At 31.2% G+C, this 17,542-nt stretch carries 22 protein-coding genes; 21 read left to right on the top strand and 1 reads right to left on the bottom strand.

Translation table 11 applies throughout. The annotated features are described in order from the left end of the window. Genes ACO5J6_RS00950 through ACO5J6_RS00915 form a run of 8 tightly spaced genes read left to right on the top strand, consistent with a single transcriptional unit; the run spans window position 1 to window position 5,760 of the window. Entirely contained in the window at window positions 1–693 is a 693-nt protein-coding gene (locus ACO5J6_RS00950; RefSeq protein ID WP_485641483.1) for a phage baseplate protein, read from the top strand. Further along, a complete protein-coding gene (locus ACO5J6_RS00945; RefSeq protein WP_485641482.1) occupies window positions 677–1,030 on the top strand; it encodes a phage baseplate plug family protein in 354 nt (117 codons plus the stop codon). Before ACO5J6_RS00950 ends, ACO5J6_RS00945 begins: the two co-directional genes overlap by 17 nt. After that, window positions 1,020–2,093 carry a hypothetical protein gene (locus ACO5J6_RS00940; protein WP_485641481.1) on the top strand — a complete coding sequence of 358 codons (1,074 nt, stop codon included), beginning with the start codon at window positions 1,020–1,022 and terminating at the stop codon, window positions 2,091–2,093. The genes ACO5J6_RS00945 and ACO5J6_RS00940 overlap by 11 nt, the downstream gene beginning before the upstream one ends. Beyond that, window positions 2,093–2,626: a hypothetical protein gene (locus ACO5J6_RS00935; RefSeq protein ID WP_485641479.1), complete on the top strand. Its 534-nt coding sequence runs from the start codon at window positions 2,093–2,095 to the stop codon at window positions 2,624–2,626. Before ACO5J6_RS00940 ends, ACO5J6_RS00935 begins: the two co-directional genes overlap by 1 nt. Window positions 2,627–2,637: 11 nt before the next feature. Next, a complete protein-coding gene (locus tag ACO5J6_RS00930; protein WP_485641477.1) occupies window positions 2,638–3,021 on the top strand; it encodes a hypothetical protein in 384 nt (127 codons plus the stop codon). Continuing rightward, window positions 3,003–4,130, top strand: a complete 1,128-nt coding sequence (locus ACO5J6_RS00925; RefSeq protein ID WP_485641476.1) for a baseplate J/gp47 family protein — start codon at window positions 3,003–3,005, stop codon at window positions 4,128–4,130. The genes ACO5J6_RS00930 and ACO5J6_RS00925 overlap by 19 nt, the downstream gene beginning before the upstream one ends. Next, window positions 4,120–4,767 (top strand): hypothetical protein, encoded by a 648-nt coding sequence (locus ACO5J6_RS00920; protein WP_485641474.1) that lies wholly within the window; start codon window positions 4,120–4,122, stop codon window positions 4,765–4,767. Before ACO5J6_RS00925 ends, ACO5J6_RS00920 begins: the two co-directional genes overlap by 11 nt. Window positions 4,768–4,776: 9 nt before the next feature. After that, complete coding sequence (locus ACO5J6_RS00915; RefSeq protein ID WP_485641473.1) at window positions 4,777–5,760, top strand: gp53-like domain-containing protein; 984 nt, start codon at window positions 4,777–4,779, stop codon at window positions 5,758–5,760. A gap of 43 nt (window positions 5,761–5,803) precedes the next feature. On the opposite strand, the gene ACO5J6_RS00910 is transcribed toward ACO5J6_RS00915, so the two are convergent. Beyond that, a complete protein-coding gene (locus ACO5J6_RS00910) occupies window positions 5,804–6,139 on the bottom strand; it encodes a hypothetical protein (protein WP_485641471.1) in 336 nt (111 codons plus the stop codon). A gap of 57 nt (window positions 6,140–6,196) precedes the next feature. On the opposite strand from ACO5J6_RS00910, the gene ACO5J6_RS00905 reads away from it, so the two are divergent. The 13 genes from ACO5J6_RS00905 to celB all read left to right on the top strand — a co-directional run bounded on the left by ACO5J6_RS00905 (window position 6,197) and on the right by celB (window position 17,268). After that, complete coding sequence (locus tag ACO5J6_RS00905; protein ID WP_485641469.1) at window positions 6,197–6,931, top strand: hypothetical protein; 735 nt, start codon at window positions 6,197–6,199, stop codon at window positions 6,929–6,931. 15 nt (window positions 6,932–6,946) lie between these two features. Then, window positions 6,947–7,468 carry a glycoside hydrolase family 108 protein gene (locus ACO5J6_RS00900; RefSeq protein WP_485641467.1) on the top strand — a complete coding sequence of 174 codons (522 nt, stop codon included), beginning with the start codon at window positions 6,947–6,949 and terminating at the stop codon, window positions 7,466–7,468. Between the two features lie 132 nt (window positions 7,469–7,600). Then, window positions 7,601–8,002, top strand: coding sequence for a hypothetical protein (locus ACO5J6_RS00895; protein WP_485641465.1), 402 nt, complete (start codon window positions 7,601–7,603; stop codon window positions 8,000–8,002). A gap of 260 nt (window positions 8,003–8,262) precedes the next feature. Then, on the top strand, window positions 8,263–8,820 hold the full coding sequence (locus ACO5J6_RS00890; RefSeq protein ID WP_485641463.1) for a hypothetical protein: 558 nt from the start codon (window positions 8,263–8,265) through the stop codon (window positions 8,818–8,820). Between the two features lie 395 nt (window positions 8,821–9,215). Then, entirely contained in the window at window positions 9,216–9,419 is a 204-nt protein-coding gene (locus ACO5J6_RS00885; protein WP_485641461.1) for a hypothetical protein, read from the top strand. A 31-nt stretch (window positions 9,420–9,450) separates the two neighbouring features. Next, entirely contained in the window at window positions 9,451–9,627 is a 177-nt protein-coding gene (locus ACO5J6_RS00880) for a hypothetical protein (RefSeq protein ID WP_485641459.1), read from the top strand. Window positions 9,628–10,279: 652 nt separating this feature from the next. After that, the gene (locus ACO5J6_RS00875) at window positions 10,280–10,411 is read left to right on the top strand and encodes a hypothetical protein (protein WP_485641458.1); all 132 of its coding nucleotides are present in this window, start codon (window positions 10,280–10,282) and stop codon (window positions 10,409–10,411) included. A 367-nt stretch (window positions 10,412–10,778) separates the two neighbouring features. After that, window positions 10,779–11,456, top strand: a complete 678-nt coding sequence (locus tag ACO5J6_RS00870; RefSeq protein WP_485641457.1) for a dTMP kinase — start codon at window positions 10,779–10,781, stop codon at window positions 11,454–11,456. 107 nt (window positions 11,457–11,563) lie between these two features. Continuing rightward, window positions 11,564–12,802 carry a histidine--tRNA ligase gene (hisS, locus tag ACO5J6_RS00865; protein WP_485641456.1) on the top strand — a complete coding sequence of 413 codons (1,239 nt, stop codon included), beginning with the start codon at window positions 11,564–11,566 and terminating at the stop codon, window positions 12,800–12,802. A 101-nt stretch (window positions 12,803–12,903) separates the two neighbouring features. Next, complete coding sequence (gene aspS, locus ACO5J6_RS00860) at window positions 12,904–14,679, top strand: aspartate--tRNA ligase (protein ID WP_485641455.1); 1,776 nt, start codon at window positions 12,904–12,906, stop codon at window positions 14,677–14,679. 445 nt (window positions 14,680–15,124) lie between these two features. After that, window positions 15,125–15,346: a zinc ribbon domain-containing protein gene (locus tag ACO5J6_RS00855; RefSeq protein ID WP_485641454.1), complete on the top strand. Its 222-nt coding sequence runs from the start codon at window positions 15,125–15,127 to the stop codon at window positions 15,344–15,346. A gap of 93 nt (window positions 15,347–15,439) precedes the next feature. Further along, window positions 15,440–15,745, top strand: coding sequence for a PTS sugar transporter subunit IIB (locus ACO5J6_RS00850; protein WP_485641453.1), 306 nt, complete (start codon window positions 15,440–15,442; stop codon window positions 15,743–15,745). 188 nt (window positions 15,746–15,933) lie between these two features. Next, window positions 15,934–17,268, top strand: coding sequence for a PTS cellobiose transporter subunit IIC (celB, locus tag ACO5J6_RS00845; protein ID WP_485641452.1), 1,335 nt, complete (start codon window positions 15,934–15,936; stop codon window positions 17,266–17,268). Window positions 17,269–17,542: the final 274 nt, after the last annotated feature.

Below are 17,542 nucleotides of genomic sequence, written 5' to 3'. Positions count from 1 at the left end.
ATGAAATTTGATAATTTAAAGAATTTCGGGAGTTCGGTAAGTAGCTTCGGCACAAGGCTCTACGGAATAGGCTTAGCGAATAAAGATATGGTCAATAATTTCTTTTCCTCCCGTTTCGGTTTTAATCTTTTTGAAAACGATGAAGAACGGTGCAAGATAAACGACATAGAACTCGAATGGGTGCAGGTAACAAATGATGACAGAAGCAGCACAGTTAAAACTCACTCACTTGAAGATAGAGATAACACTTTAATCAGCAGTAATGTGTCGAACGGCAACAGAAAATATAGCATAAACGTTATTTTAACGGAGTTTGATACTAAAAACGGACAACAGATATACGATGAAATCGTTGAATTATGGCAAAATAAAACACTTTGCACTATTTCGACGGTTGAAACTATACAAGATATGATAATCACAAAAGTATCAAGAAGCTACAGGAATGAATCCACATTTGAATTTTCGTTGGACTTTGAAGTGCTTGAATTTGCTTATTTGTTGCGAGAGGGAGAAGTCAAAGAGGACGAAAAAACGACACTTAATAAAGAGCAGAAAACGGGTGTAGCAGGTACTAAAGATAGCGGAATACATAAATTTAAAGGCTTTTTGGAAAAAGGGCAAGACTATATGAATAAAGCAGGTAGACTAAAGAATTTTGATTTGGGGGTATTGAATGAGATTAGAAATTGATAAAAACAAAATCCCATATGTCTTTACTCTCAAAAGCAAAGATAAAGTATATTTGTTGAGAATAAAGCATTTTAAAGAAAACAACCGTATATATGTTGATGTAATGGACGAGGACGGAGAAATGTTGCTCGAAAACGAAAAACTTATATATGGTCGTCCGCTTGGTTGGTTTATAGCTAAAGATGAGAACGGAAATATAAACAATGATTTTCTTAATTGTCAAATCGTTCCGTTAAGCAATAGAGGAATAGCCGAGTCTGTCGCATTGCAAAGTTTTTGCGATACTGTATTCTTAGAATATTTCGACATTGGAATGAGTGATGAAGATGAGGAATAAGTTATTTTTAGAAAGAACTGAATTGCTTATTGAAACATCAGAGGATTCACTAAATTTTATTTTTCCTAAAGATTATAAAGTCACAGACCCGAAAATAATAAACGGTGTTGAAATAAAGTGGGATTATAAAAGCGTTAGTGAGGAGCCTAACGAATTTAACATTGAAATACAGGGATTGACTGTAACAACAATAGCGAAAATACAGTTAAAAGATAAAGTTAAATTGACGGCAGGATATGGAACAGATATAGGCGCGATTGCGGCAGGGATAATAAGTCGTAAGGAAGTTGACAAAGGAGTTCTAAAAATAAAATGTCGTGAAGTTCCGGCAGACTTTAAGAAATTAGTTAGTGCAGGATATGCTCCCGGTACTACGGCAAGTTTTATAATTAAAGACTTAGCCGGGAAAATCGGATTTACAGTTAAGCAATGCGATTTAAAAACGGATAAAGTTTACAGCATAGGCGAAAGTATTCTCGGCAGTGGACTATATGAAATCGGTCAAATAGTCAAGGATTGCGACAGCAAGATGACGACTAAAAACGATTTTATTTATATCTATAATAACGAGCCGCAGGATAAAGGAAAAATCAAGCTAAGTTATGAGAGCGGATTACTTGAAGAGCCTAAGTCGCAAAACATTGAAGAAATAAGCTACAAAGTCGAAAAGCCAAAGCAGGCAACAGGGAAAAGCAAAAGCACGAGTAATAAAAAGAAAGATGATAAAAAAGACAAGAAAAAAAGCAAAAAAGAATCTACAAAAACAAGCTCGAAAGCAAAGACGGAGAAGAAAGAAGAACTCAAATACGATTATGAAATTAAGTGTCTGCTTATATATCTGCTGAAAAAAGGAGATTTAATCGAATTAATAAGCAACGATATTTCATCAGTATGTCAAATCGTCGAAATTACGGATATAAGTGATTTTATAATGACACTTAAAGTAAGAGTGGTTAATAATCAATCTGACGTGAGAAACAATAAAAATGAACTTGAAAAACGGGATAAAGCAGTGAACAAAAAAGGTAAAACTCAAAAAACAAAAAGAAAAGGAAAAAAATAATGGAAGAATTGATAAAAACAATGTTAGGACGTATTGATACATCTGTCATTGCTAAGGTAACTAAAGTTGATAATAATGGTTTTGTAGATGTCGAGCCGTTGGCTGAATTTAAAGATATAATGCTTCCGCCAATTTTACACGTTCCTATGTGTCAAATTGGAAATAAGAATATAAATATTAAAATTAATTTCAAGCCGGGAGATGTGATTCCGGTATTGATATGTAGCCGAGATATTAGCGGTTATATAACAAAAGAAACGACAGTTGTAAACACTAATAAACGGCACAATTTAACGAATGCAATCGCCTTACCCGTATTAATTGCTACAGATATTAATAATGTTGCTATACCGGGAAGCATAGAAATAAACGGGGATATTATAGCAAACGGGAATCTGACATTGAACGGAAATTTGACGGTAAACGGAGATACTGAAATAAGCGGTAAATTGAAAGTTAAATCAATAGAAACGGATAGTATAGAAAGCAAGAACGGAATAACAAAAGGCGGAGCCGCGTATATACACCCGTAGGAGTTGGGAAAATGGACATAAAATTAATAAATAATAAAGGAGAAATACACGTATTTAACGGAGATATTGAATTTTTTAAGCCGGACGAAAAAAATTTTATGATAATACAACAAATCGTATTAATGCTACATATTCGGGAGGGAGAACTTGAATATGATGTAAAATACGGTTTGAACTTTGAAAAGTTATTCGGAACTCACGGGAATGAAAATGAAGTATTAGAACATATACGAGATAAGATATACAACAACTTTAAAGACCATTTAAGCAAATGCTATGTGGAAACGTATAGTTTTGAAAATAGACGTTTGAAAGTGAGAATCGGGCTTGAATTTAAGGACAAAGAAAAATACGTACTGGAGGGAGTTGGTATCGGTTGGCAAGAACGAAAGTAAATACTGTAGATGATAATATGAACGTCTTAAACAATGAACTAAAAACATTGCTTAAAGACGATTATACAAACGATAGGCGTTCGGCTTGGTTTATGCTTATGTATCCAGTCGCAAGGCTTATGAGGGTAAAAATGGAACGGCAACAGATACAAATAGATAAAATGAATCTGCTTAATTGTGAGGGTATAGAAATTGACGAACATTTAGCAAATAGTCCGTTTTTCTTTAAGAGAAAACAGGAAAGTAAGGCTACTGTAAATATAGAACTTATAGGCGGATTAAATGTTCCTCTTGAAATAGGAGATGTTATTGTTGAAGCAAATGACGGAACAAGATATACACTTTCAGAAAATGGGACACTCAATAATAAGACTAATTTTAAATTTGAATGTGACATTGCTGGAGAACAAGGGAACAAAGAAACAGGTAGCATTATAAAGCTTGTTAAAGTGGTTAACGGTGTCTATGACTTTAAACAAAATGAAGTTGCAGCTGGAGGACAGGAACAGGAAACAGATAATGCATATATAGAACGTTGGTTTTTAAGCAGAAACGAAAGTGAATGGAATCTGGATGGAATAAGAGCTGAAATTCTAAAGCAAGAAGGTGTCAAATCTGTATATGCCGACGAAAATAAGACAATGTCAGTTGACAGTAAAGGCTTAGAGCCGAAATCAATTGTCTTGATAGTAGACGGTGGAAGAAATGAGGACATAGCTAAAGCAATATGGAAGAAAAAGGATCAGGCTATTCAGATGAACGGAGATACTATTATAACTGTCAAGGATAATCAAGGAATAGACAGGGAAGTAAGATTTTACAGACCAAAAAAGAAAGAGGTGCAAGTGAAAATCGAATTCCAAAAAGCTGACGGAGTAAATATTCTTGAAGAAAATTTGAGAGACATTGTCAAGGAATACATGAAATCTGTAAAAGTAGGGGAGTATATAACTTCTTATAAGTGTGAGAGCGAATTTATAAGAAAAGTTTACTCGGCTGAAAAGCTTTTAAATATAGATGTTTCTTTTAAATTAAAGGAGACATCAGGGAATAATTTTGTCAAAGTATTGAAATTAGGCTTTAACGAGGTGGCGGAGTATGCAGAATAATTATGATTATTTACTGTCTAAATGCCCCTGGTGGCTTAAAAAGAACGAAAATATACAGGCGTTTTATAAAGCTGTTGCAAAACTTTTTGATGAAATTGATAACATTTATAATTTGCTGGAGAAACAGCATTTAATAGATTATGCGACAGGAGAGTTTTTGGACGACTTAGGCATTAAATTTAACGTCAGCAGAAACGGACAAACCGATGACAGATACAGGAACAGAATCAAACTTGCTGTGAGAAAATATAAGCTGATTCCAAACTTAGAAACAATAAGTAATATTGGCGAAATGTTTACAGGAATAACTCCAGTTATCGAATTAAATACTAATAACGAACCTGCGCTTTATGATGTCAAATTTGTAAGTGACAGAGATTATGATTATTCTTTGATTGACGAACTTGACTTAAATAGTATTGTTGGTGGCGGAGTTAAAGTAAATACTTCAAAATGTTTGGATAATTACATAGTTGGAATGAGATTTGGAAGTAAATCATTAGGACAGAATGTAATTAAAAACGAAGTCAAAAGAAATCCGGTTTGCAATTTTGCATATTCAAGATTCGGACGGTTTGGACGAAATAATTTAGGACAATTTGATATAGGAGAGGAAAATATAATCAATTTAAAATAGGAGGTAATAATGGCTAAATTGACAAAATTCAAGGCACAACAAGTTGAATTTCCAACTCACTATAAAGTGGAAGATACAAATAGAGGAGATGCTAAGATTAAAAATATAATTCCAGCTTTTGGAACTATAAGGGAAAACGGAACTCCTGAGACTGAGGAAATTTATAATGGATTACAGCTTGGAAATGTGCATACATTACAGGCAAATAAAACAACAAATTTGAATATAGATTATTATGTATGCAATTTAGAGGGATTAACAGAATTTGGAGTAAACAATGACTTGAAATTAAGAATAAATGTTGATACCAAAAACACAAATACAACAGCAAAATTAAGGCTAAATAATGTTGATTATACATTGCTGAAAGAATACAACGGAACTTTAAAGCAGATAGAGGCTGGAGACTTTAAACCTAACAAGTCATATGAATTGGCTTACAATGGAAATCAATTTGTTGTTATTAACATCACAGAATTTGGAACAGAAACAGACACAGTTTTAGAGGGGAAAAGACTATCAGAAATTATTGGACTTGAATTTGGTGGAAACATACAGGATACAGGAGCAAAAGTTACAGGAAAATTCTATTATGATAAGGCTTTGAAATATTATTATGAATGCATCGCTAACAATAATTTAACATACAATGACGGCTCAAAATTCAGGGCAATAAGTAATAAACCGATACTAGATAAATTAGAAAATTTACACAGAAATGGAAACAATTATGTTGAATTTCCATCGGGATTGATATTTCAGTGGGGTAGCGTAAGGGAAAATGTAAATGCTACAGGAGAAATTATTTTCCCAAAGCCGTTTAAAAATAGTTGCTTCGGAGTATTTTTTAACGACGATGCCGAAGGATTTACTGACGGAATATTGAAAGGCATTCCAAGGGACAAAACAAAATTTTCATGGTATTGTAATCGAACTACTAACATAACTGCAACAGCCCCTGGACTTTTCACATGGTTTGCAATTGGAGTTTAAATACTTAGTCAAATACACAACACTCCTTATTATTTTCTGTAGATTAATTCGTAATAAAACTAACTGAAAATATTATACTTGCTGTCGTTACTGCCGAACCTCTCCATTTAGCAGTTCCGTCTGGTTGAATATAAATAGTTCCTGTAGTTCCATTAAATTGTGAAGCATTTACCGATAGAAAAGTTCGGGGTCTATAACCCTCAGGAATGCTAAAAATTAAAGTGTTATCATTAATGCTTCTCAAAGTGTCTCCGCTATCAAAAATAATAGTTACTACATTACTAAATTTTTGAACAATGTTGCATGTTGTTCTGCCTTGTCCTGTCGCTTCAGCATGTACGTATAATTTTGTTTGCTGTACTTTGTATAAATTTTCCAATTTATACAAATTTGGAAACAAAAAAATAAATAATAAAAAATATTAGGAGGTAAAAAAATGATAATTTACATTTATGACAAAAACTCTTTAGAGTTAATAGCACAGCCAATGACACTCGGTGTCGAAAAATTTAAGGAAGACCCAGCTTTATTTTTTCCAGACTGGAATTCAGAAACGATGGTTTTCTCAACATCATTCCTTGTAAATCCTGTTATCGATACAGAAACTGGAGAATTAAGGGAAATGAATGAGTATGAGCAAATTATTAATGGAAAACTCTTTTTAGCAGATGGAGAGTATTTAGATGAAAAGACTAAGTCTGTCAAAAGAGTTTCAAAGCCGAACGACTGGAGTATCTGGGATAGAGAAAACAAAAAATGGAAAGTGGATAACGCTTTAATGAATGAAAGAAAAAAAGAACTTAAAGACAGATTGTTGCAGGACTTGTCGGAGGCAAAGTCTAATTACTTAAATCAGACGATAGAAATTGAAAAAGCAGGGAAGAAATATACGTTTGAAAACAATGAAAAAAATAGGAATAGGCTATCACTTAAAATATCCCTGATGTGGGTGCTGGATCAGGATAAAATAGAAAAAGTAAAAGCACAGAATGATAAAGGATTGGTTGAATTTATAGAATTAAGTAAAGCAGAATTAAAAGTTTTAGCTGGAAAAATACAGGACATTATAGAAATTGCAGACATAGCTGAACAAACAGCTGTAACAGGGTTGGAAAGATACACAATTGAGCAACTGTTAGAGCTTGATGTAAATGATTTTTTCAAAAATTAGAAAGAGGTGATGTAAATGGAAAGATTTCAAAAGATATTTGATTATCTGCTGAGAGTAGAAGGAGGATATTCAGATGACAAATACGATTCAGGAGGAAAAACAAAATATGGCATCATAGAAAAGGAAGCAAGAGCCTATGGCTTTAAAGGAGACATGAGAGATTTAGATATACCGTTTGCGAGAAGTATTTACGATAGAAAATATTATCACGGAAATAGGCTTAATGAAGTAAATGATGATAGAGTAGCCTTATCAATATGCGACTGGATTGTTAATAGCGGTAATTGGGGTGCTAAAAAAGCTCAATATGCTTTGAATTCGCTTGGATTTAATCTGACAGTAGACGGTAAAATCGGGAATAAAACTATCGAAGCTTTAAATAAGGTAAATCCTGATGAATTTTTAAAGATTTATCATGAGCTACAAAGAGACTTTTATCACAGTGTAGTTGCAGCAAGACCGACACAACGAGCATTCTTAAAAGGTTGGTTAAATAGAGTAGATAGGAAAGAAAAATTTATAAAAGAAAATTTTTAAAAATGAAAATTATAAAAATATTATATAATTTATATAATTATAACTAATAGAGTAAAGTAGTAATGGTATGTAAATAAGAAATAAAAACTTAGAATAATTTATAAAAAATATATAAAATAGGAGATGATTTAAATGTTAAAAGGATTATTAGAAACAATTTTAAATGGAGCAGGACAAAATGTAATAAACTTATTAGGAGTAACACTTGGGGGTATAATAGTAACATATTCAGTTAAATTTTTAATCTGGATATACAAAAAAATCTTACAATGGAAAGTGGGAAAATTAATAATAAAATTTATCCCAAACGGAATAGCTTTTGGAGATATATTAAAAGGAGTTAAACCAAATAGGGAAAGATTAGTACAAGCTGTTTTAACAGTACAAAATTCAGTTTTAAAAATGTTCCCTGAAAGATTAAGACCGACTGTTGATAAGCTGATTGATGAAAATGCAATAGCGAGAGAAATTGAAAGAAAATTGAACGAGGAGAAACAGGAGGGTTTAGCAAAAGCTCCAGGAGTGGAAGAATAGTAGAAAAACTGGAGCAGAAAACAGAAGAAATAATTGAAAAGACAACTGACAAGATAGTAGATAAAACTGTGGAAAAAGTAGTGGAGAGTGGCAAATTCTCCGCTACTGATAATAAGCTAAATTTTAATATCATAGATTATAAAAGGGATTATTCTCGGTCTAACATTTATGCTGATATTAATTACCGGGATAATTTTCGAGGAGATAGGGAGCTTATAGCAAGGGCAGGATTTATTTATTATTTAAAGTAGGGGGCAACTGTGGGAATAGATTTTAATACCGTAAAAAATATAACAGAACTCGGAATAATGGCAATTATAAGCAGTATTTATATAGCACAGCAAAAAAAGTTATTCGAGCAACAGGAAAAAGTAATATCTGTTTTAGCAAAATTAGAAAATCAGCTTAACAATGACCATCTAAGAGGGAAAGGGCTTGAAATAGCCCTTATTCTCAAAATACAGGATATAAGATGGGCTGTACAGAAAAGAGTAATAAAATATATAAAAAACAATCACATAAAAGAGAATTGGATTGTTATAAATAAAGAAATAGAAACTTTTTTCAATGTAAAATTGATTGATTTTGAAACAGATATGCACGATATAATCGATGATACAACTTTTAAAATTGTATATGATATACTAAAAAAAGAGTTTGTCGAAACAAAAAAAATACTGATGGACGTTCTATCAGATTTAAAAGAAGATGGAACAAAAGAAAAAGAATTATACGAAAGAGCGATAAGAATAGTCGAAGCTCATATGCAGACAATAGAAAATGAGCTTATAGCACAGATAAAAGACTTATTAAATTAAAGACGGAGAAAATTCCGCCTTTTTTATTTTTTGAGGTATAATATATAAAATAAAAAATTGTAAAAAAATAAATATTTTTATAAAAAAGGTATTGACATTTATATAAAAATATAGTATACTATTTTTGTAAGGGGGAAGAGGAAAACAGCTAAGGCAAGTAGCAGAAAGGAGGAACAATGGAAGGTATGACAGATAAACAATTTGACAAAGTCCTGAAAATGATACTTGAAATTATAAGAACAAGTAAAGATTTGCAGGAAGCAGAGGACAAAATAAAAGCCCTGCTGGACAAATAGCAGGGCAAAACAAAACATTTATAATGGAGGGTAGCTTGCCAGCCCTCCTGACACAAAAATTATATCACAAATAGATATACAAGGCAAGAGGGAGGAGAAATGGAAAGCATAAAATCAAGAGGTGTGAAAAAAGGACAAACGCCCACTTGGAAAGTAGGCAGAAAAGCAACTGGAAGAGAACGGAACAAAAATATAAGTTTTAGGGTAACACAGGAAGAAAAAGAACTTATATATAAAAAATTAGATGAAATAGGTGGAAATAGAACAGAAGCATTATTGAAAATGATAAAAAACGAGGTATAATAAAAATATAAAAATCTGAGGAGTGAGAAAAATGAAAACATTAAACTACTGGAATGTAAAAGAATATAAAACTGAGGAAGATAAAATAGCTTGCGAGAAAGCTTGGGATAATGAAATAGAATTGGTAGTTGACGAATATGGAAGGGTATATAACGAAGGTGGGCAATATATAGCCGATGTTGAGTATCAGGAAAGTTCAGAATATTAATTATTAAAGAGCCTTAACGGCTCTTTTCTTTTTCTCCGAAAACAGCCGTATAACAAATTTTAAAACCACAGTCTATAAAATCAACTATACTTATCTTTTAAAATTGCCTATAAAATGACAGCACAACAATAAAATGAAAAAAGTTCCGACGACATATTCTCCGGAACTTAAGGGGGGGTTAATTGAAGTAGTCGATAATTCGACCTTAATTTATTTTAACATATAATTAATAAAAAAGCAATATATTATCAGTGTATTTTTTTAATGCGTATCTGGGCACCATAATTAACTACAGTAAAATAGATATTAAATCAATAAATAAAAAGAAAAGTGGACATAATTTTATCTCACATCTGAGCACCACTAAATTGATAAAAAAATTATATAAAAGTGCAAATCAGTGTTTATACTGAATTGCACTTTTTTCTTTATTTTACAATACTTTGCAGTTTTAAATGGTTTCATTTTGCTTCATATATTTTTTTCTAATTAAAATTTTGTTGGTAACTTAATGGAAACTATTTTTGATATTAAATTAAAAGAAATATTAGTAAACTAATTTATTTATAACGACTTTTAATTCCTTTATATTCCGGTAAGTATATATAATCTGTGATATCTGAATGGAGACACAAGAGGCTTTATAACAGAAATGTTAGAAACTTCAATGCATAAAATAGGATTTGTCAAAGTAAATTATACTGAATTTGCATCTGAATTGAGAATTGAAAACAAAAATATGAATAATAATTTATGTAATATGTTATCATCAAACAAATATTAAAAAAGATATGGATAAATAAAAAAAGAAAATCTATGTTTAACTTCTTCTTTTTATTGACATAAGATCAGGTCAGTTTATAAAAAGATATAAAAATAATGATTTAGTTATTTATTAAGGAAATAGGAAAAAAGAACGAAGAAGAAAGTAAAGAAAAAAGCAGAGAATACAAATATTAAACTCTGCTTTTTATTTTTTAAAAGTCAAAATCTTAAATATACAGACAGTTTAAAAATATTTTTAATGATTTCAGTAATTTTATTCTCTACTTAAAATAAGTATGAAATTATGTTATAATCTAAAAATAATGTAAACATACTACATGTAAAGTTATAAAGATCATTCTACAAAATACAATTTTGGAGGAAAAATGGGAAAATTGATAATTATCGAAGGAACTGACGGAAGCGGAAAGCAGACGCAGACTGAATTATTATATAAAAAGTTATGTGAAATAAAAGGAGAAGAAAATATAAAAAAATTATCTTTTCCCAATTATGAAAGTAAAGCTTCCGAGCCTGTAAAGATGTATCTTGCAGGAGAATTCGGTAAAAATATAGACAGTGTAAATGCTTATGCGGCGTCATTATTTTTTTCTGTAGATAGATATGCTTCATATAAGAAAGACTGGGAAGACTTTTACAAAAATGGAGGAATAATAATAAGCGACAGATACACTACCTCAAATATGGTACATCAATCTCCAAAAATAAATAATGAAGAGGAAAGAAAGAAGTATCTTGAATGGCTGACTGATTTAGAATGGGATAAAATAGGACTTCCCAAGCCTGATATGGTATTTTTTCTGGATGTTCCTTTTGAATTCAGTCAGAAACTTATCAAAGAGAGAAATAATAAAATAACAGGTGAAGAAAAAAAAGATATACATGAAAGCGATAAAGAATATCTGAAAAATGCCTACGACCTTTCAAAAGAGCCGGCAAAAGAATATAACTGGATAATAATATCCTGTGTGAAAGACGATAAACTCAAATCAATAGAAGAAATAAATAATGAAATAATGGAAAAAATATTGTATAATATTTAACACTAAAGATATTAAAATCTAAATGTAATAAAAAGTTTAATGATGAAATTCTAATCAAAGAAAGGTAAGTCAAAAAAATCAGAAAAAAGAAAGGCAAAGGTAGAAAAATGATAAATATTTTAAAAGGAATGAAAGACAGATATTCAGATGATATAAAAAAATATGACTTTATAATTCATACTGCAAAAAAAATATTTTCAAAGTATGGATTTGAAAAAATAATAACTCCTGTCTTAGAAGATACTGAATTATTTAGAAGAAGTGTAGGAGATGAAACTGACGTAGTTTCCAAAGAAATGTATGAATTTAAGGATAAAGGAAACAGAAGTGTCTCAATGCGTCCCGAAGGAACGGCAGGAGTTGTAAGGGCTTACCTTGAAGCGGGATTTCATAAGTCGGATCCTATTGTAAAATGGTTTTATAATGGACCGATGTACAGATATGAAGCACCTCAAAAAGGGAGATACAGAGAATTTCATCAAGTCGGAGCGGAAATATTCGGGATAAGAAGTCCATATATTGATGCAGAAATTATAAAAATGGGTTGTGAATTTTTAGAAAAATTAGGCATAGTAGGACTAACAGTAGAATTAAACAGCTTAGGAAATTTGGAGTCAAGAAAAAAATATATAGATGATTTAAAAAAATTTATGGCAGAAAGACTGGATAAATTAAGTGAAGATTCCAAGAGAAGATATGAAAAAAATCCTTTGAGAGCTTTGGATTCAAAAGATAAGGGGGATCAGGAGCAATTTAAAGATGCTCCGAAATTATATGATTATTTGGACGAGGAAAGTAAAAAATATTTTGAGGATACTAAAAAATACTTGGAACTGTTAAACATAAAATATGTCGAAAATCCAAAACTTGTAAGGGGATTAGACTATTATTCGGATACTGTGTTTGAAATAAAGTCCGATAAACTGGGGGCACAGGCGACGGTTCTCGCAGGAGGAAGATATGACAGACTGCTCGAAATTCTTGATAATGTAAAAATTCCTGCAATAGGGTTTGCAGCGGGAATGGAAAGAATAAGTATGCTTATGGATGAAAGTTTGATTGAGCAGGAAAAAGATAGAGTATATGTTGTATATTTTGATGATACGAAAGAATATTTTGTAAAGATAGTAGAAGAGCTAAGAAAAAATGATATTAGGGTAAATTTTGATTACAGTCCGAAAAGTTTTTCAGCTCAAATGAAAAAGGCAAATAAAATTAATGCGGAATATGTCCTGATATTAGGTGAAGAAGAACAGCAGGAAAATGTTATTACATTGAAAAAATTCAGCACGGGAGAACAGGAAAAATATTCTTTAGGAAAAGTATTGAAAATTTTAAAAGATTGATTGCTAATAGTTGATTAGTATTTATATAGAATTTAAAATTATGTAAAATATGACTGTAAATAGTTTAAAGTTAAAGAATAAAAAAAGAGGTGAAGAAAAAAATGTATAGGAACTATAAACTGAATGAACTTAGAGCGGAAAATATCGGAGAAGAAGTAATATTATCGGGTTGGATTTCTAAAATAAGAGATAAAGGGCATTTTGTATTTATCGACTTGAGGGATAGATATGGGGTTACCCAAATATTTGTGAATGAAGAAATTTCAGGTAAAGAAATGCTCGAAAAAGTGAAAAAATATAAAAATGAATGGGTAATAAAAGTAAAAGGTACTGTTGTGGAAAGAAGCAGTAAAAATCCCAACATTCCTACGGGAGATATAGAAGTACAGCCTAAGGAAATAGATGTACTGAGTCAGGCAAAACAACTTCCTTTTGAAATAGATGAAACGGGAAATCTCAATGAAAACATAAGGCTGACATATAGATACCTTGACATAAGAAGACCTAAAATGCTGAATAATCTTATAAAAAGAAATGACATGCTCTTTTCCATAAGAAAATTTATGAATGAAAACGGATTTCTTGATATAGACACTCCAATACTTGCAAAAGCTACTCCTGAAGGAGCAAGAGATTTTATAGTTCCGAGCAGAACAAATAAAGGAGATTTTTATGCCTTGCCCCAGTCGCCACAACTATTTAAACAGATACTCATGGTCGGAGGAATAGATAAATATTATCAACTCGCGAAATGTTTCAGAGATGAGGATTTGAGAGCAGACAGACAACCTGAATTTACCCAGCTTGATGTGGAGATGTCTTTTGTGGAGCAGGAAGATGTAATAAATACAATGGAAGAGTTGGCAAAAAGAGTATTTAAAGATGTAACTAGACAGGAAGTAAAAGAAAAATTTGAAAGAATGTCCTATGATGATGCTATGAATAATTACGGCTCCGATAAACCTGATTTAAGATTTGATATGAAACTTATAGATTTATCCAAAGAAACGGAAAATGGCGGTTTTTCAGTATTTGAAAATGCCATAAAAGACGGAGGAAATGTAAAAGCAATAGTAGCACCTGACGGTGAAAGATTTTCAAGAAAGCATATTAAAGATTTGGAAGATTATGTAAAAACATATTTCAAAGCAAAAGGTCTGGCATATATAAAGATAGATGAAAAAGGAGAGATAAATTCCCCTATAGCTAAATTTTTCAATGAAGAAACTATGAAAAAAATTATTGAGAAATTGAATATTAAAAATAATGAAATTGCATTGATTTTAGCTGATAACTATAAAACGGTGCATGACGGGTTGGGAGCATTGAGGCTGAAGTTAGGGGAAGAATTGGGACTGATAGATAAAAATGCCTATAAATTTTTATGGGTAGTGGATTTTCCAATGTTTGAATGGAGTGAGGAGGAAAACAGATACAAGGCTCAACATCATCCTTTCACTTCTATAAAAACCGAAGACAGAAAATATCTGAATACGAATGAACTGGATAAAATAAAAACGGATTCTTACGATATGGTATTAAATGGATATGAAATTGGCGGAGGAAGTATAAGAATTCACGATGAGGAATTACAGGAAAAAGTATTTGAAAAATTAGGTCTTGGAAAAGAAGAACAGCAGGAAAAATTCGGATTTTTCCTTGAAGTTTTGAAATATGGGGTTCCGCCTCATGGAGGACTTGCTTTCGGGATAGACAGGTGGCTTATGGTAATGTTGAAAGAGGCGTCAATAAAAGAAGTAATTCCATTCCCTAAAACAAATAAAGGACAGGACTTAATGACAGGTGCACCTGCTGAAGTGGAAGAAAGCATATTGGAAGAAGATTTGAGATTAAAACTTCTGAAAATAGAAAAATAAATTTAATGAAAATAAGTTCAAATGAAAATAAATTCAAAATAATTATTGTTGTTTTTAAAAGATAGAATGCAAAATTTTAAATATTTATTTGAATTTAAAGGGTTAAAGATGAATATTGATTGGTATTGCAATAAACAAAGACAATTCTATAATGATATTGTAAGAGGTTAAAGATGAATATTGATTGATATTGACTAATTTATATCAATTAAAAATTAAAAAAATTAATGATAAAAAAGGATAATAATCAAACTATGAGAAGTTAAGTTAGCAAAATAGATATTAGACGAAGCAGGATATAGGGAGATAATAATCAAATTACGAGAAGTTAAGTTCAGGAAAATAGCAAAGAATTTAGCTGAATATATCACATAATAATTAAATTATGAAAAACTAAGCTAAAGGAAAAATATAATACGGATATTTTGATATAAAAGGAGAAAATATGATAATTTTATTTGGAAGTAAAACAATCTATAAAAATATGGGAACAGTGGGGTCATATCATTGCGGAAGATGTAATAACACATCAGAATGGCAGTTTATGCAATATAGAACATGGTTTACACTGTTCTTTATACCCGTATTTCCCATAAGCAAAACACACGAATATTTACAATGCCCTATTTGCAATCAAGCCTATCAGGTACCTGAAGATGAAAAGTAAATTGAAAAAAATGTGAAATTAGACACTTGACAAAATGAAATAAAGTGTTAAACTATATTATAAAAAAATATAACTATGAAAGGAATGAAAATTATGAAAAAGATTTTATTGTGCTGTGCAGCAGGGATGTCTACAAGTTTACTTGTAAATAAAATGAAAGCGGCAGCTGAAGCAAAAGGGGAAGAAGTGGAAATATGGGCTGAGCCTCTTGATAAGGCTCCTGAGGAAATACCAAAATCGGATATAGTGCTATTAGGACCACAAGTTAAATATGCTATGCCTGAGCTGAAAAAAATAGCTGATGAACATGGTAAAAAAATAGATGCTATCAATATGACAGATTATGGAATGATGAACGGTGCAAAAGTTTTGGAAGCGGCTCTGAAACTCTTAGGATAAATTTTTTAAAATAAAAAATAAGTAAAATAAAATAAATTAAGATAAGTTGAGATAAATAACATAATAAAAAAATTTATATATTATCAAATTTATATATTATCAAAACTAAATATAATCAGATATTGGAAGTATTATAAATATCATAAGGAAGAAAATAAAAATAAAATATTGAAGGAGTGAAATAAATTATGGCGAATATTATGGATAAATTTACGAAAACTCTTGAGGAAAAATTAATGCCTATTGCTGCAAAAGTTGCAAATCAAAGGCATTTGGCTGCAATAAGAGACGGGATTATAATAACATTACCGTTTATTATAGTCGGGTCAATATTCTTAATCTTGGCTAATCTTCCTATACCTGCATTGAGTAAATTTTACGCTACAGAACTGGGAGGAACTATACAGAAATGGCTATCTTATCCTGTTTCCGTTACTTTCGGACTGATAGCAGTCATAACATGTATGGGGGTCGGATATCGATTATCCAATAGTTACAAAGTGGACGGCATATCGGGAGCAATATTCAGCTTAGTAGCATTTTTATTAGTAACACCTTTTGAAATTGTATTTAAACATGAACAGTACGGAGAACTTTCAACATCAGGAATACCTTTAGGTTTAATGGGCAGTTCTGGACTTTTCGTAGCAATGATAATGGCAATTATATCAGTTGAAATATATAATTATATAGTAAAGAAAAATTTAGTAATAAAAATGCCTGATATGGTACCTCCGGCAGTTGCAAAAACATTTATAGCTTTGATACCGGGATTTTTTATAGTATTAGTTTCACTGATTATAAGAGTAGGACTTGAAGTTACACCATTTAAGAGTATTCATAATGTAGCGACTATTATCCTTACAAAACCTCTGACAGCGGTAGGAGGTTCATATTTCGGACTTATGGTTATAACATTACTTATTCATTTATTATGGACATGCGGACTGCACGGAGCAAATATAGTATTAGGAATAGTAGATCCTGCCCTTTATGTATTAATGGATCAGAACAGGGTTGCATTTGAACAGGGATTAAGAGGGACACAGTTGCCTAATATAGTTACAAGACAGTTTTTTGACGTGTTCCCGTCAATGGGAGGTTCGGGAGCAACGTTCTCCTTAGTCATAATGATGTTACTATGGTCAAAAAGTAAACAGCTGAAAGAAATAGGAAAACTGTCCATAGGACCGGGACTTTTTAATATAAATGAACCTATATTATTTGGACTTCCTATAGTTATGAACCCTCTGTTGATAATACCGTTTATACTGGCACCGCTGGCTTCGGTAACGATAACATACTGGGCAATGAAAATAGGTTGGGTAGCAAGACCTACAGGAATTGCAGTACCATGGACAACACCGCCATTTATTTTGGGATGGCTCGTAACGGGTCATATTTCAGGAGCGATAATACAAGTAGTAAATTTCTTTGTTACAGGAATAATATATTATCCTTTCTTTAAAATATGGGATAAGAAGAAACTGGAAGAAGAAAGAGCTTCTGAAATGGCAGAATAAAGGATAAAATAAAAATTATACATAAAAAATATTTCAGAAATGAAATAATAGATAACTATAGATAGATAAGTAATAAAATTATGTAACATATACTCGTTAAGTAAATTTATGTATTAATGGATAAATATAATAATAAAATAAATAAACCGAAAATTATATTTTTAGAGTTGACAGGGATTTGCCGTCTTAAATGTTTTAAGCTGTGAAGTTTTGATTAACTTGTAATTATATTTTTCGGTTTATATTTTTTTATAAAGAAAGTAAATATGTTTTT

This window comes from Pseudoleptotrichia sp. (assembly GCF_057270515.1).
The sequence above is the reverse complement of the archived record's forward strand: the minus strand, read 5'-3'. Positions and strand labels throughout refer to the sequence as shown.